We start from the raw sequence: 14,215 nt of genomic DNA, 5'->3' as shown, positions 1-14,215 counted from the left end.
TCCTTGAAAACTAGTGGGATTCGGTGCCGCGGAGTGTTGCCGGGCGCGCGGACGCTGCCGGTGCGGGCACGGACATCAAGTCTACGACTTCCTGGGCGGCTTCGCTGACAGTGTGATTGATGACCTTGTAATCGAACTCGTCCTGCGCCGCGAGCTCGATCTTCGCTGTCTCCAGCCGGCGGGCCTGCTCCGCGGCCTCTTCGGTGCCTCGACCGATGAGCCTGCGGACGAGTTCCTCCCAGGTCGGCGGAAGCAGGAAGACCAGTACCGCCTCCGGCATGGCCCGCTTGACCGAGCGTGCACCCTGGATGTCGATCTCCAGGAGCACGCTCCGGCCCTCGGCGAGTGCTTCCTCGATGGGTGCACGCGGAGTGCCGTAGCGGTAGGCGTTGTGCACCGTCGCCGTTTCGAGCATCCGCCCGGTCGTTTCCAGGTTGTCGAACTCTTCGTCGGAGACGAAGTAGTAGTTCACCCCGTCCACCTCGCCGGGACGCGGTCGCCTGGTGGTCGCGGAGACAGACAGGTGCACGCCGGGGAAATTCTCGCGGATGTAACCGGAAACGGAACCCTTGCCGACCGCTGTCGGGCCGGCCAGCACCACCAGCCGCGATGGCTTACGACGCTCCTCCTGGGCCTCCCGGGTGGTAAGCCAGTCGCGAAGGGACTTGCGCTGCCTGGAGCCGAGCCCGCCGACCCGCTTGGACTCGGCGATGCCCAGCTGCTCCATGACTCGCGCTACCCGGATCGGACCCAGCCCCGGAATACTCCCCAGCAGTTCGCGCACCCGGAGTGACGCTTCGGGCTGCGACGACTCCCCCAGCCAGGCGGTCTCGGCAACCTCCAACGGAGTGCGACGGTGGGTTGCAATGTCCCGCTTGACCGCTGCCCGTGCGCGCCGCGCCGCAACGGCGGCGCGTGATGCCGCTGCACGGTCCACATCTGGAGGCGTTATCCGCGGCATGCGACCACCTCGGCTGCCTCACGGGAGATGGCGGCACGGATCCCCTGCGGTCCGGTGCTGAGGATGCTGCGGGACACCGTGACGAGCACGGAGCCTGCGGCTGCGCCGAACAGGTCGGGCAGTTGTTCGATGCGTGCACCCTGGTGACCGAATCCGGGGGCGAGGATCGGCAGCGGATCGACGGAGTCGAAATCGATGCCGTAATCGGATGTCTGGACGGTGGCGCCGATGACAACGCCCACCGACCCGAGCCGGCCCAGTGAATGGGTCGTGTTCCAATCGGCGACCTCCTGAACGATCGCCTGGGCAACAGTCTCACCGGACGCGGTTCTGGCGAGCTGCAGCGCTGCGGCCTCGGGATTCGAGGTTGCGCTCAGCACGAAGAGCCCCTTGCCGTGCTGCGCAGCCAGTTCCAGCGGAGCGCGGAGGGAACCCACTCCCTGGAACGCGCTCACCGTGATGGCGTCGGCCTCCAGCGGACTGCCGGGAGTGAGCCAGGCCTGGCCGTACGCCTCGACACTCGTTCCGACGTCCCCGCGCTTGACGTCGGCGATGACCAGCAGTCCCGCTGAACGGGCGGCGGCCAGTACTTCCTCGAGAGCTTTGTAGCCGGCCGATCCGAAACGCTCGTAGAACGCGACCTGCGGCTTGACTGTACCGACCTGCCCGGCCGCTGCTTCTACGACGCGCAGCCCGAACTCCCGTGCGCCGATCGCGGTATCGGGAAGGCGCCACTCCTCAAGCAACCAGGAATGCGGGTCGATCCCGACGCACAACTGGCCGTAGCTTTCGAAGCTGTCCGCCAGACGGTCACCGAAGCTAGCCAATCAGTGCCAGCCTCTCTGCCCGGTCGATCGCGTAATCCTGCAACGATCGCACATCGAAACCCTCGCGCATGATCTCGATCGAGTGTACGGCTGCGCCAAGCTGGGCGATCGTCGTGTACAACGGCAGGTCCGCAGCGACTGCGGCCGCCCGGATCTCGTAACCGTCGGCACGCGCACTCCGGCCGCTCGGCGTGTTGATCACGATGTCGACCTGTTCGCTGTTGATCAACTCGACGATCGACAGTTCGCCCTCGACCGCGGACTCCCCCTGGTCGTACTTGCGCACCACCTGGGCGGAGATGCCGTTGCGGCTCAGGATCTCTGCCGTTCCGAGCGTCGCCAGGATGCGGAATCCGAGTTGCTGAAGACGAAGCACCGGAAGGATGATCGCCCGCTTGTCGCGATCGGCGACAGAGACGAACACGGCACCCGACTGCGGGAGCCGAACGTACGCCGCCTCCTGGCTCTTCGCGAATGCCCGCGGGAAGTCGGAATCAATGCCCATGACCTCACCCGTCGACCGCATCTCCGGGCCAAGTACCGAATCGACGATGCGACCTTCCTTGGTGCGGAACCGCTTGAACGGCAACACCGCCTCCTTCACGGCAACGGGTGAGTCCATTGGGACCACCGAGCCGTCCTGCAGCGGCAGCATCCCACTGTCGATCAGTTCGCGGATGCTGGTCCCCGTCATGATCAGGGCAGCAGCCTTCGCAATGGGGAGGCCGAGGGCCTTGGCGACGAATGGCACGGTGCGCGATGCCCGTGGGTTGGCCTCGAGCACGTAGAGCACGCCTGCGCCGATCGCGAACTGCACGTTCAGCAGGCCTCGCACGCCGATCCCCTGGGCGATCGCCAGCGTGGCCTCACGGACGCGGTCGATGACCTCGCGGCCGAGAGTGACCGGTGGCAGGGTGCAGCTCGAGTCGCCGGAATGGATGCCGGCCTCCTCGATGTGCTCCATCACGCCTCCGACGTACAGCTGCTCGCCGTCGTAGAGGGCGTCGATGTCGATCTCCACCGCATCGTCGAGGAAGCGGTCGACCAGCAGCGGATGTGTCGGCCCGATAATGCCCTGTCCGGCCATCCGCTCGAAGTAGCCGGCCAGTGACGGGCTGTCGTAGACGATCTCCATCCCGCGCCCGCCCAACACGTATGACGGACGCACCAGCACCGGGTAGCCGATCTCTTCTGCGACCGCGACGGCGCCCGCATAGTCGATGGCTGTGCCGTTGCGCGGCGAGAGCAGCCCGGCATCGTCGAGGAGTCCCTGGAACAGCCCACGCTCCTCGGCGAGGTCGATGGCCTCAGGCGATGTGCCCAGGATGGGCACCCCGGCAGCCTTCAGCCCTTTGGCCAGGCCGAGTGCCGTCTGCCCGCCAAGCTGCACGACGACACCGACCAATTCGCCGCTCTGGCTTTCGGCATGGATGACCTCGAGAACGTCTTCCAGGGTCAACGGTTCGAAGTAGAGCCGATCGGAGGTGTCGTAGTCGGTTGAGACCGTCTCCGGGTTGCAGTTGATCATGACCGTCTCGAAGCCGGCATCCGAGAGCGCAAAGGATGCGTGCACACAGGAGTAGTCGAATTCGACACCCTGGCCGATGCGGTTAGGACCCGAGCCGAGAATGACCACCTTGCGTCGCTCACTCGGCACGACCTCGGTCTCCTGGTCGTAGCTGGAGTAGTGGTACGGGGTGAGCGCCGGGAACTCCCCCGCGCAGGTGTCCACCGTCTTGAACACCGGTCGAAGCCCCAGACCGTGACGGATGCTGCGGATGTCCGCCTCGCTGAGCCCGCGAAGTTCGCCGAGCTGGTGGTCGCTGAAACCGTGGTCCTTGGCAAGCCGCATAGTCGCGAAGTCGAGCTCGACAGCATCCGCCACCGTCGCAGCGATCTCGTTGATGAGGATGACCTGGTCGATGAACCAGGGGTCGATACCGGTGACGTCGAAAACCTCCTGGGAAGTCGCGCCGGCCAGCAACGCCTGCTGCACGGTGACGATCCGGCCGTCGGTCGGCACCGACGCGACCTCCAGCAGCTCAGCCTTGGTGCGGGAGTCACCGTTCCAGTGGAATGACGAACCCCGCTTCTCCAGAGAGCGCAGCGCCTTCTGGAGGGCGGATGCGTAGTTGCGGCCGATCGCCATCGCCTCACCAACCGACTTCATGGTGGTGGTCAGCCGCTGGTCTGCCGCCGGGAACTTTTCGAAGGCGAAGCGCGGCACCTTCACCACCACGTAGTCGAGTGTCGGCTCGAAGCTCGCGGGGGTGACCTGCGTGATGTCGTTCGGGATCTCATCGAGCCGGTAGCCGATGGCCAGCTTCGCGGCGATCTTCGCGATCGGGAAGCCGGTCGCCTTGGACGCCAGGGCGCTGGAGCGGGAGACTCGCGGGTTCATCTCAATCACGATGACCCGGCCGTTCGCCGGGTCGATGGCGAACTGGATGTTACATCCGCCGGTATCGACCCCGACGGCACGGATGATGTCGATGCCGATGTTCCGCAGGTTCTGGAATTCGACGTCGGTCAGGGTGAGGGCAGGCGCGACGGTGATCGAGTCACCGGTGTGCACGCCGACAGGGTCGACGTTCTCGATCGAGCAGACCACGACCGTGTTGTCGGAAGTGTCGCGCATGAGCTCGAGTTCGTACTCCTTCCAGCCGAGGATCGACTCCTCCAGGAGCACCTCGGTGGTCGGGCTCTGGTGAAGGCCGTCGGTGACCATCCGCACGAGCTCTTCGCGGGTGTACGCGAAGCCGGATCCCAGCCCGCCCATGGTGAACGACGGCCGGATCACCAACGGATAGCCGAGGTCCTCGGCGAAGTCGATCGCCTCCTCGACAGTATGGGCGATGTGGGAGCGGGCGACATCCGCTCCGCACGCCAGCACCAGGTCCTTGAAGATCTGGCGGTCCTCACCCTTGTTGATCGCCTCGAAGTTGGCGCCGATCAATTCGACGTCGTACTTCTCCAGGATGCCGTTCTCGTGAAGCTCGATCGCCGCGTTCAGGGCGGTCTGGCCGCCCAGGGTGGGGAGGATCGCATCCGGCCGCTCCTTGGCGATGATCGACTCGATCACCTGCCAGGTGATGGGTTCGATGTAGGTGGCGTCCGCAAAATCCGGGTCGGTCATGATGGTGGCCGGATTCGAGTTGATCAGGATGACGCGCACGCCCTCCTCGCGGAGCACGCGGCAGGCCTGCGTTCCGGAGTAGTCGAACTCGCAGGCCTGGCCGATGACGATCGGCCCTGAGCCGATGACGAGCACCGATTTAATGTCATCGCGCTTCGGCATTAGTTTTCCTCGCTGGCCCGGAGCTGGTGCGAAACGACCATCTCCCTGAATCGATCGAATAGGTAGTTGGCATCGTGCGGCCCTGCAGCCGCCTCCGGGTGGTACTGCACGGAGAAGGCCGGTATGTCGAGGGCGCGAAGGCCCTCGACGACGTTGTCGTTGAGGTTCACGTGGCTGACCTCGACTCGCCCGAAGCCGGCCGGTGAGTCGACCGGTTCGCCGATCGGCGCATCGACCGCGAAGCCGTGATTGTGCGAGGTCACTTCGACCCGACCGGTAGACCGGTCGACCACCGGCTGGTTGATGCCGCGGTGGCCGAACGGGAGCTTGTAGGTTCCGAATCCGAGCGCACGGCCGAGCAACTGGTTGCCGAAGCAGATGCCGAAGAACGGAATCCCCTCGCGCAGCACGGATTGCAGGAGCTCGACGTGGTTGTCCGACGCCCCGGGGTCGCCAGGGCCGTTGGAGTAGAACACCGCGGTGGGCTTCAGCGCCAGCAACTCGGCAACCGTCGTGGTCTGCGGCACCACGTGCACGTCGAAACCGCGCACCGCCAGGTAGCGAAGAGTGGATGCCTTGACCCCGAGGTCGAGGACGGCGACGGTTCCGATGCGCTCACCCTCCGCCGGTACGACGTACGGTTCGCGAGTGGACACGGTCGACGACAGGTTCGCCCCGGTCATCTGGGCTGATGACCGCACGGCCTCGAGTTGGGACTCCAGTGACACGTCAGCATCAGCACCGGAAAAGATGCCGGCGCGCATGACGCCGGCATCGCGAAGCCTGCGAACCACGGCGCGCGTGTCGATGCCGCTGATGCCCACGATCGATTCGTCCACCAGGCGGTCATCGAGGCTGCCGGTTGCCCGATAGTTGGAGACCATCCGCGCCGGGTCACGCACCACGAAACCGGACACCCAGACCCGGTCGGACTCGTTGTCTTCCTGGTTCACGCCGGTGTTGCCGATGTGCGGAGCCGTCATCACGACGATCTGGCCGGCGTAGGAAGGGTCGGTGAGGGTTTCCTGATAGCCGGTCATGCCGGTCGCGAATACCGCCTCGCCGAAGGTCTGGCCGATCGCCCCGTACGCCTGGCCGCGGTAACTGGTGCCGTCTTCGAGGACGAGAACTGCTGGGTGGAGCGTGGTCACTGGGCGCGACCTCCTGTCTGGTCGGTCCTGGCTGTCTGGGCGGTGCCGGAGTGCAGCTGCTGCACGGAACTGAAGAACTGTGCGGCGTTCGCCGGGTCGATGATGCGCAGATAGCTGTCGACCTCGCGCCGAGCATCCGCCGTCTCACCGAGGGCCCAGCGGATCAGGATCAAGCCGTCCTGTTCCACAGCCCGGTCGATGGCCCAGGTGGCCCGCTCGACGGTGCGGATGCTCTCGGCGGGGATGTAGATGGCCGGCTGCCCCGGAATGGACAGCCGAAGGCCGTGCTCCAGCACACCTACGGTGGCGCGAGCGCGATAGCCGAGACCTCCGACGGCAATCCGGTTCAGCGGCTCTCCGGCGACAGTGGTGGCGACATATAACGCGTCAGCGGCCAGCGTCTCGGCACCCGGGTTCTCCGGGAGTGCAAGCGGTGCCGGGAAGGCGGCCTGGCTTCGCTGGCGCTTTCGCCAGCCGAGCACCATCAAGGCGAGGAGGATCAGAAGGAAGGCGATGACGATGGCCATGAGTAGCGGTCTATCCATGCTGAGCTCCGTTCGCGACGGCCGCTGAGGCCACCGTTTCCTCGTCAACGAGTTCCCCGTCAAGGACCGTGGCGTATCCGTTGTGAATCGTCGCCATGACGCGTCCCGGGAGGGTGCGTCCGGCAAATGGCGTGTTGACACTTCGGCCGCGCAGCAGGGCCGCCGAGAACTCGCGACCGACAGTGGGGTCGTAAAGCGTCAGGTTGGCCGGCGCACCGATGGTGAACCCGTCCGCGTAGCCGGCGACCCGTCCGATTTCCGCCGGCTTTTCCGAGAACACCCGGGCGATACCGGTCCAGTCCAGGTGCCCGGTGTCGACGACCGCCGCCTGCACCACGGACAGCGCAGACTCGAGCCCCACCATGCCGAAGGCTGCGGCGCTCCACTCGCATTCCTTCGCCTCGAGCGGATGCGGTGCGTGGTCGGTCGCAATGATGTCGATGGTGCCGTCGGCGAGCCCTTCGCGGAGAGCCTGCACGTCTTCGGCTCGGCGAAGCGGCGGGTTCACCTTGTAGGTCGCGTCGTAACCCTGGACGAGCTGTTCGTCAAGCAGCAGATGGTGTGGCGTCACCTCCGCGGTGACGGCAATCCCGCGTGACTTCGCCCACCGGATGACGTCGACCGACCCCGCGGTCGACAGATGGCAGATGTGCACTCGAGAACCGACATGCTGGGCGAGCAGCACGTCCCTGGCGATGATCGCCTCTTCAGCAACCGCCGGCCAGCCGGCCAGGCCGAGCTCACCGGAGAGCGTTCCCTCGTTCATCTGGGCGCCCTCGGTAAGCCTCGGCTCCTGGGCGTGCTGGGCGATCACGCCATCGAATGCCTTCACGTACTCCAGCGCCCGGCGCATCATGAGTGCGTCTGAGACGCACGTGCCGTCGTCGGAGAACACGCGAACCGCCGCGCGGCTACTCGCCATCGCCCCCAGCTCGGCGAGCCTCTCCCCCATCAGGCCGACGGTGACAGCGCCGACCGGGCGAACCGTGACGTAGCCTGCCGAATCGCCCAGTGACTTGACCTGTTCCACCACACCGGCGGTGTCGGCGACCGGGAACGTGTTGGCCATGGCGTGTACCGCAGTGAAGCCGCCGATGGCTGCAGCCCGTGAGCCGGTGAGAACGGTTTCGCTCTGCTCTGCTCCAGGTTCCCGCAGGTGCGTGTGGAGGTCGACCAGGCCGGGCAGCGCGATCAGGCCGTCAGCGTCGATCCGAGTGACGCCGGTGGTACTGAGGCTGGAGCCGAGCTCGGCGATGACCCCGTCGGCCACCAGGATGTCTGTCGTTGTTCCGTCGGCCAGGGCCGCTCCGGTGATCAAGATGCGCATGTCAGTCCTCCAGCGATCCGGAGAGCAGGAGGTAGAGCACTGCCATCCTCACCGCTACCCCGTTCGTTACCTGTTCCCGCACTGTCGAGAGGCTGGAATCGGCCGCTCCGGAGGAAATTTCGAGACCTCGGTTCATCGGGCCCGGGTGCATGACAATCGTATCCGAGCCGAGCCTGGCCAATCGCGCATCGTCAAGTCCCCACCGCCTGACGTACTCCCGCGGGTTCGGGAAGAAGGCCGCGTGCATCCGCTCGGACTGGATGCGGAGCATCATGACGACGTCGGGGGCGCTGGACAGGGCACTGTCGAGGTCGTAGCCCACCTCGACCGGCCAGTTGGTGGCGCCGACCGGCAGGAGAGTCGGAGGAGCGACCAGCCGAACGGACGCGCCCATGGTTGACAGCAGCCAGACGTTGGAGCGCGCCACCCTCGAGTGGAGGATGTCGCCGACGATGGTGACCGTCGTGCCGTCCAGCCCCTTGCCTCGCGAAGCACTTCCGTGCAATCGGCGGCGGATGGTGAACGCGTCAAGCAGGGCCTGGGTCGGGTGCTCGTGGGTTCCGTCGCCCGCATTGACGATGCCCGCATCGATCCAGCCGCCATCGGCCAGCACCCGGGGGGCTCCGGACGCGTTGTGCCGCACCACGACGGCATCCGCGCCCATTGCCGCAAGGGTCTGCGCCGTGTCCTTCAGGCTCTCCCCCTTGGAGACGCTCGAACCCTTCGCGCTGAAGTTGATGACGTCAGCGCTGAGCCGCTTCGCCGCAGCCTCGAAGGAGATGCGGGTACGGGTGGAATCCTCGAAGAAGAGGTTGACCACGGTCTTGCCGCGCAGCGCCGGGAGTTTCTTGATCTCCCGGCCCGAGACATCCGCCATGTCCTCTGCGACATCGAGGATGGCGATCGCCTCGTCGCGGCTCAGGTCCCTGGTGCTCAGCAGGTGCCTCATGCGCGTCCCTCGAAGTTGTCGATGGTGATCGAGTCTTCACCGTCCACCTCCACCAGGCGCACGTTCACCCGCTCCTCGTGGGACGACGGCAGGTTCTTGCCGACGAAGTCCGGGCGGATAGGGAGCTCTCGGTGCCCACGATCGATGAGCACCGCGAGCCTGACCGCCTTCGGCCGACCGACATCACCGAGGGCGTCCAGTGCCGCCCTGATCGTGCGGCCCGAGTAGAGCACGTCATCGACCAGAACAACCGTCGCACCGTCGATGCCGCCGGGCGGGAGCTGGGTAGGAGCTGGGGTGCGGGTCCTGCCGCGCGAGAGGTCGTCGCGGTACATGGTGACATCCAGCGAACCGGCGGGCACGTCGTCTTCGGAGAACTGCGCCAACTGGTCGGCCAGGCGCCTGGCCAGGTGCACTCCGCGAGTGGGAATACCCAGCAGCACCAACCCGGAGGGGCCCCGATTGGACTCCAGGATCTCGTGGGAGATCCGAGTCAACGCTCGAGAGATATCAGCTTGCTGCAGCACTATACGCGTGGGCAACCTGACCTCCTTCCCCGCCTCACAGGACGGAACTTAAAGGATGTCTGTTTCGACAAGCATACCGCTGTCGGAACCTACCCCCAGCGCTTCAGCAGGTACTTCTCGAGAAGCCCGATGAGGGCATCCGTCGTCTTTCCGAGAATCCCGAGCAGGATGATCGTCAGGAACAGGCGATCGACCCGTCCATTGTTCTGCGAGTCCACCAGCAGGAAGCCGAGGCCCATCGAGGACGCAATCAGCTCAGCAGCCACCAGGAACAACCACGCCTGCGCGAGTGCGAGCCGAAGCCCGGAGACGATGCTCGGCACCACAGCGGGGAGCTGCACCTGGCGGAGCAGCTCGACCCGCCCCAGCCCGTAAGCCTGACCGAGTTCCACCAGGTGCGGATCGACGTGCCTGAGCGCGCCGGCAACCGTCGTGTAGACCGGGAAGAGAGCGCCGATCGCGATCAGCGTCACTTTCGAGTCTTCATTGATGCCGATGTAGAGCACGAGTAACGGGACCCAGGCCAGGGATGGCACCGCCCTGAACGCGCCAATGGTCGGCGCGAGCAGGATGCGGCCCCGTCGTGACAGCCCCACCACCGACCCGAGAACGAGCCCGGCGACCGCGCCGAGGACAAAGCCGATCAGCACGCGCTGGGTGGAGATGGCGATGTGGATGCCCAGCTGGCCCCGATCGAGAAGGTCGGTCGCTGCCAGCCAGACTGTGGTCGGTGCTGGAAGGCGGAAGGCCGGCACCCAGGCGTAATGGGCAATGAGGAACCAGATACCGAGCAGCGCCAGCGGAAGCAGCAGCCCTCCTCCGATCACCCAGCCCCTGCCGCCACGGCGGGTCGCCGGTTGCTTGGCCGGGAGCGGGTCCGCTGCGGTGCCAGCGGCCGAATACCCGTAGCCCGACGCATAGTGGTGCAGGGTTCGATCCTCGAGTCGGACCGGCCGTTCATCCGTCGTGGTACTCATGGGCTAACCGATCCTGGCCGGGTCGGCCTTCGCGAAGAAGCCGTCGTTGAACAACGCGTCCAGGGCGTCGTCGATCAACGCCTGGTTCGCGACGTCACCGGACTCCACGAAGATCGGCCCAACGATCTCGAGCACGTCGCGCTGCTTCTCACCCGGCGCTCCGACGTCGAGGTTCGTGCGCTCCAGGAGCACTTTCCTGGCGACCTCGATCGTGACTCCCGAGTAGTCGGCAAGGACCTGTGCCGTCTCCTCCGGATTCTGCGCTGCCCACTCCCGCGCCTTCTCGTAAGCGTTGACAACCACCTGGGCGATATCCGGCGACGCAGTCAGGAAGCTCTCCGTGGCGTTCAGGAAGCCGTAGGTGTTGAAGTCGATGTTCCGGTAGATGAGCTTGGCACCGGAGTCGACTTCTGCGGTCGCCATGATCGGATCCAGTCCGGACCAGGCATCAACGGCGCCGGAGAGGAGTGCTGCTCCCCCGTCGGCGTGCTGAAGGTTCTGGATGGTGACCTCATCCAGCCCGATGCCCGCCTCTTCGAGTGTCTGGAGCAGGAAGAAGTACGGGTCCGTGCCCTTGGTGGCAGCGATGTTCTTGCCTCGCAGGTCGTCGACAGACTCGATCGGTGACCCTTCCGGCACCACGATCGCTGCCCACTCCGGTTGAGAGTAGATGTCGATCACCTGGATGGGCGAGCCGTTCGACCGCGCCAGTAGTGCGGCAGAACCAGCGGTGGACCCAACATCGACCGCGCCTGCCCGCAACGCCTCGTTCGCCTTGTTCGAGCCGGCCGATTGCAGCCAGGTAACGGTGACGCCGTCCAGCTCTTCCTCCAGCCAGCCCCGCTCCTTGATGACCAGGCTGAGCGGGTTGTAGGTGGCGAAGTCGATATTGAGAGTGTCGGATGACCACTTCCCGCTGGTTTCTTCGTCTCCCAGAGCCGCTGAGCCTTCGCCTGCGACGCATCCGCTGAGCGCCAGAATGGTTGCGGCGGCAATGGCCGCTGTGGCCAGGGGTGTCTTGGTTCTCATGCTGCGTTTCCTTAACTCGATGTGGTGCTGCGATGGGTGGGTACGCCGAGGCCGCCAAGCAGCTCGGCGCGGAGGTGAGCAAGGTGCGCATCCCCGCGGTCTCGCGGGCGCGCGCCAGGCACGTCGATAATCGAGCGGATGCCGGAACCAGACCCCGGTGTGCGGGGATCCTCCCCGAGCAGCACGACCCGGTCGGCCAGGTAAAGCGCTTCTTCGACGTCGTGGGTGACGAGCACGATCGTGGTGGGCTCCGCTGCGTGGATGTCGAGAAGGAGGTCCTGCATCTGGAGCCGGGTCAGCGCATCCAGCGCCCCGAACGGTTCATCGAGAACCAGCACGCCGGGTTCCCGCGCGAGCGCCCTGGCGAGGGAGACCCGCTGGGCCATGCCGCCGGAGACATGGCGTGGGCGGAGGCCGCTCGCCGCGCCCAGCCCGACGAGCTCGAGCAGCCCGGCGACCCTTCGTGCACCGCCGGCGCGGCGCGTTCCGTTGGGGAGGCCGAGTTCGACGTTATGGGCGATGGTTCGCCACGGCAGCAGCCGCGGCTCCTGAAAACCGACTGCGCAGCGCAGGTCGATCCCGTCGACCGGCGTGCCATCGATCGCGACGTGGCCGACGGTTGGCGCGTCCAGCCCAGAGATGAGCCGCAGAAGTGTGGATTTTCCGCAGCCGGAGGCACCGAGGAGCGCCACGATCTCGCCGGCGTCGATGGTCAGGTCGATGCCGCTGAGCACCGATCGGTCGCCGTCGAAAACCCTGCCGACGCGCTGGACGGTGATGGCGGAAGCGCGGGCCGCGGTACGTGCCGGGGTCGCTGTAGTTGAGGTCACAGCAGGAGACTATGAGCCGCCTGGCCGGCCGCCTACGCCGGTTGTAACAGTGCGAAACGCAGGCGCGTAACGCGACGAAACACTGGCCCTACGAGCGAAGCTGGGTGATGCGTCCCAGGAGACCGTTCACGAAGCCGGCTGAGTCGTCGGTGCTGAGCTCTGACGCCAGTTTCACGGCTTCGGAGACCGCGACTGAGTCCGGCACCTCATCGTTGAACATAATCTCCCAGATGCCGATTCGCACGATCGCCCGGTCGAGGGTGGGCATCCGGTCGATCGTCCAGCCTTGGGCGTAGGTCTCGATGAGTTCATCGATCTCATCGCCGTGTTCGGTGATTCCGACCACGATCTCTCTGGCGTAACGCCAGGAGGCTTCACGGTCAGGCTGCCCTTCGGCTCTGGCCGATTCGACGGCGATTGCCTCGTTCAGTGAGATTTCGCGGAGGTCTGCCCCGTAGAGCAGGTCGACGGCGCGCTTGCGCGCTTTAGTGCGGGCGCTCACTAGTCGTTTACGCGTCCCAGGTAGTCACCGGTGCGGGTGTCGACCTTGACCTTGGTGCCCTGGTCGAGGAAGAGCGGCACCTGGATCTGGTAGCCGGTCTCGACGGTGGCCGGCTTGGTACCGCCGGTCGAACGGTCGCCCTGCAGGCCGGGCTCGGTGTAGGTGATCTCCAGGACGACGGATGCCGGAAGCTCCACATAGAGCGGGTCGCCATTGTGCAGCGCGATCGTCACGTTCTGGTTTTCGAGCATGAAGTTGGGCGCATCGCCGACCTGCACGTCGCTCAGCGTGATCTGGTCGTAGTTGTCGGTGTTCATGAAGACGAAGCTGTCCCCGTCCTTGTACAGGTACTGGAAGTCGCTCCGGTCAACTGTCTCGGTCTCGATCTTCGCACCGGCGTTGAAGGTGCGGTCGACGGTCTTGCCGGTGCGCACGTTCTTCACCTTGGTGCGAACGAACGCACCGCCTTTGCCCGGCTTGACGTGCTGGAACTCGATAACGGTCCACAGTCCGCCGTCCATGTTGAGAACCACACCGTTCTTGATGTCAGCGGTAGAAGCCATGCGTCAATTGATCCGTTCGATTGGGGATGAGCTGCGGCGAGTGCGCCGAAGGGAAAGTTTACCGGTTAGGCGGCCGTGCGCCGAATGTAGTCGAGGGCGAGGAGGTAGGAGTCGAAGCCGAGGCCGGCGATGACGCCGGTTGCAACACCTGAGATGACACTGGTGTGGCGGAACTCTTCACGGGCGTGCGGGTTGGATATGTGCACCTCCACCAGCAGGAGTCCAGCACCGGTCACCATCGCAGCGGCGTCCCGCAGGGCGTAGGAGTAGTGCGTGAATGCTGCCGGATTCAGGATCACTGCGGCGCGGGTGTCGACGGCTTCGTGCAGCCAGCCGATGAGTTCGGCCTCATCGTTGGTCTGCCGCAGGTCGATCTCCGTGCCGGTAACTTCGGCCAGGCTGGCACGCAGGTCGTCCAGGTTGGCTGTGCCGTAGACATCCGGCTCCCTGGTGCCCAACCTGTTGAGGTTCGGGCCGTTCAGCACCAGCACTCTAGTCATGGGGCAAGCCTATCGAGCATGCTGTGGGCGGGTTCTCCGGTTTGGTGAGCGTGCGCTCCGCCCCCGCTGGTCTAGCTTGCGGTGTACTGAGCTCGTCGAAGTGTCGAAACCTGCGCCCCGCTGGTTGAGCTCGTCGAAACCTGTTGAGCCCGTCGAGGCCCGCGCGTTGTGGGGCAGAGTTCTACCCGGTGAGCGGGATGCGTTCTTGTTCTCGCCCGTCTCGGTCTTG

Annotated in this window: 14 protein-coding genes; all 14 read right to left on the bottom strand. The window is 65.6% G+C overall.

The features are described 5' to 3' along the window. Positions 1 to 10: 10 nt before the first annotated feature. Positions 11 to 961 (bottom strand): guanylate kinase, encoded by a 951-nt coding sequence (gene gmk / locus ACX3PH_RS14260; protein ID WP_459093354.1) that lies wholly within the window; start codon positions 959 to 961, stop codon positions 11 to 13. Continuing rightward, entirely contained in the window at positions 949 to 1,788 is an 840-nt protein-coding gene (gene pyrF, locus ACX3PH_RS14255) for an orotidine-5'-phosphate decarboxylase (RefSeq protein WP_459093353.1), read from the bottom strand. Before pyrF ends, gmk begins: the two co-directional genes overlap by 13 nt. Next, positions 1,781 to 5,086 carry a carbamoyl-phosphate synthase large subunit gene (gene carB, locus ACX3PH_RS14250; RefSeq protein ID WP_459093352.1) on the bottom strand — a complete coding sequence of 1,102 codons (3,306 nt, stop codon included), beginning with the start codon at positions 5,084 to 5,086 and terminating at the stop codon, positions 1,781 to 1,783. Before carB ends, pyrF begins: the two co-directional genes overlap by 8 nt. Then, positions 5,086 to 6,237, bottom strand: a complete 1,152-nt coding sequence (gene carA / locus ACX3PH_RS14245) for a glutamine-hydrolyzing carbamoyl-phosphate synthase small subunit (RefSeq protein WP_459093351.1) — start codon at positions 6,235 to 6,237, stop codon at positions 5,086 to 5,088. Before carA ends, carB begins: the two co-directional genes overlap by 1 nt. After that, a complete protein-coding gene (locus tag ACX3PH_RS14240; protein ID WP_459093350.1) occupies positions 6,234 to 6,782 on the bottom strand; it encodes a PH-like domain-containing protein in 549 nt (182 codons plus the stop codon). Before ACX3PH_RS14240 ends, carA begins: the two co-directional genes overlap by 4 nt. Next, the gene (locus ACX3PH_RS14235) at positions 6,775 to 8,109 is read right to left on the bottom strand and encodes a dihydroorotase (RefSeq protein ID WP_459093349.1); all 1,335 of its coding nucleotides are present in this window, start codon (positions 8,107 to 8,109) and stop codon (positions 6,775 to 6,777) included. Before ACX3PH_RS14235 ends, ACX3PH_RS14240 begins: the two co-directional genes overlap by 8 nt. A 1-nt stretch (position 8,110) precedes the next feature. After that, the gene (locus tag ACX3PH_RS14230) at positions 8,111 to 9,058 is read right to left on the bottom strand and encodes an aspartate carbamoyltransferase catalytic subunit (RefSeq protein WP_459093348.1); all 948 of its coding nucleotides are present in this window, start codon (positions 9,056 to 9,058) and stop codon (positions 8,111 to 8,113) included. After that, positions 9,055 to 9,600: a bifunctional pyr operon transcriptional regulator/uracil phosphoribosyltransferase PyrR gene (gene pyrR, locus ACX3PH_RS14225; protein WP_459093347.1), complete on the bottom strand. Its 546-nt coding sequence runs from the start codon at positions 9,598 to 9,600 to the stop codon at positions 9,055 to 9,057. Before pyrR ends, ACX3PH_RS14230 begins: the two co-directional genes overlap by 4 nt. Before the next feature lie 74 nt (positions 9,601 to 9,674). Next, positions 9,675 to 10,562: an ABC transporter permease gene (locus ACX3PH_RS14220; protein ID WP_459093346.1), complete on the bottom strand. Its 888-nt coding sequence runs from the start codon at positions 10,560 to 10,562 to the stop codon at positions 9,675 to 9,677. A 3-nt stretch (positions 10,563 to 10,565) separates the two neighbouring features. After that, positions 10,566 to 11,591 carry an aliphatic sulfonate ABC transporter substrate-binding protein gene (locus ACX3PH_RS14215; RefSeq protein WP_459093345.1) on the bottom strand — a complete coding sequence of 342 codons (1,026 nt, stop codon included), beginning with the start codon at positions 11,589 to 11,591 and terminating at the stop codon, positions 10,566 to 10,568. A gap of 11 nt (positions 11,592 to 11,602) precedes the next feature. Then, complete coding sequence (locus ACX3PH_RS14210) at positions 11,603 to 12,421, bottom strand: ABC transporter ATP-binding protein (protein WP_459093344.1); 819 nt, start codon at positions 12,419 to 12,421, stop codon at positions 11,603 to 11,605. Positions 12,422 to 12,509: 88 nt separating this feature from the next. Continuing rightward, the gene (gene nusB / locus ACX3PH_RS14205; protein ID WP_459093343.1) at positions 12,510 to 12,923 is read right to left on the bottom strand and encodes a transcription antitermination factor NusB; all 414 of its coding nucleotides are present in this window, start codon (positions 12,921 to 12,923) and stop codon (positions 12,510 to 12,512) included. Continuing rightward, positions 12,923 to 13,486, bottom strand: coding sequence for an elongation factor P (gene efp, locus ACX3PH_RS14200; protein WP_459093342.1), 564 nt, complete (start codon positions 13,484 to 13,486; stop codon positions 12,923 to 12,925). Before efp ends, nusB begins: the two co-directional genes overlap by 1 nt. A 65-nt stretch (positions 13,487 to 13,551) precedes the next feature. Then, complete coding sequence (locus ACX3PH_RS14195; RefSeq protein ID WP_459093341.1) at positions 13,552 to 13,986, bottom strand: type II 3-dehydroquinate dehydratase; 435 nt, start codon at positions 13,984 to 13,986, stop codon at positions 13,552 to 13,554. Positions 13,987 to 14,215: the final 229 nt, after the last annotated feature.

It is taken from the genome of Homoserinimonas sp. A520 (assembly GCF_054489245.1).
This window is presented reverse-complemented; position numbering and strand designations above follow the sequence as displayed.

Coding starts and splice junctions, on each gene's coding strand:
- ACX3PH_RS14240 (WP_459093350.1), bottom strand. CDS start 6,782: ATGGATAGACCGCTACTCATGGCCATCGTCATCGCCTTCCTTCTGATC.
- ACX3PH_RS14220 (WP_459093346.1), bottom strand. CDS start 10,562: ATGAGTACCACGACGGATGAACGGCCGGTCCGACTCGAGGATCGAACC.
- carB (WP_459093352.1), bottom strand. CDS start 5,086: ATGCCGAAGCGCGATGACATTAAATCGGTGCTCGTCATCGGCTCAGGG.
- ACX3PH_RS14230 (WP_459093348.1), bottom strand. CDS start 9,058: ATGAGGCACCTGCTGAGCACCAGGGACCTGAGCCGCGACGAGGCGATC.
- gmk (WP_459093354.1), bottom strand. CDS start 961: ATGCCGCGGATAACGCCTCCAGATGTGGACCGTGCAGCGGCATCACGC.
- efp (WP_459093342.1), bottom strand. CDS start 13,486: ATGGCTTCTACCGCTGACATCAAGAACGGTGTGGTTCTCAACATGGAC.
- ACX3PH_RS14195 (WP_459093341.1), bottom strand. CDS start 13,986: ATGACTAGAGTGCTGGTGCTGAACGGCCCGAACCTCAACAGGTTGGGC.
- ACX3PH_RS14215 (WP_459093345.1), bottom strand. CDS start 11,591: ATGAGAACCAAGACACCCCTGGCCACAGCGGCCATTGCCGCCGCAACC.
- ACX3PH_RS14235 (WP_459093349.1), bottom strand. CDS start 8,109: ATGCGCATCTTGATCACCGGAGCGGCCCTGGCCGACGGAACAACGACA.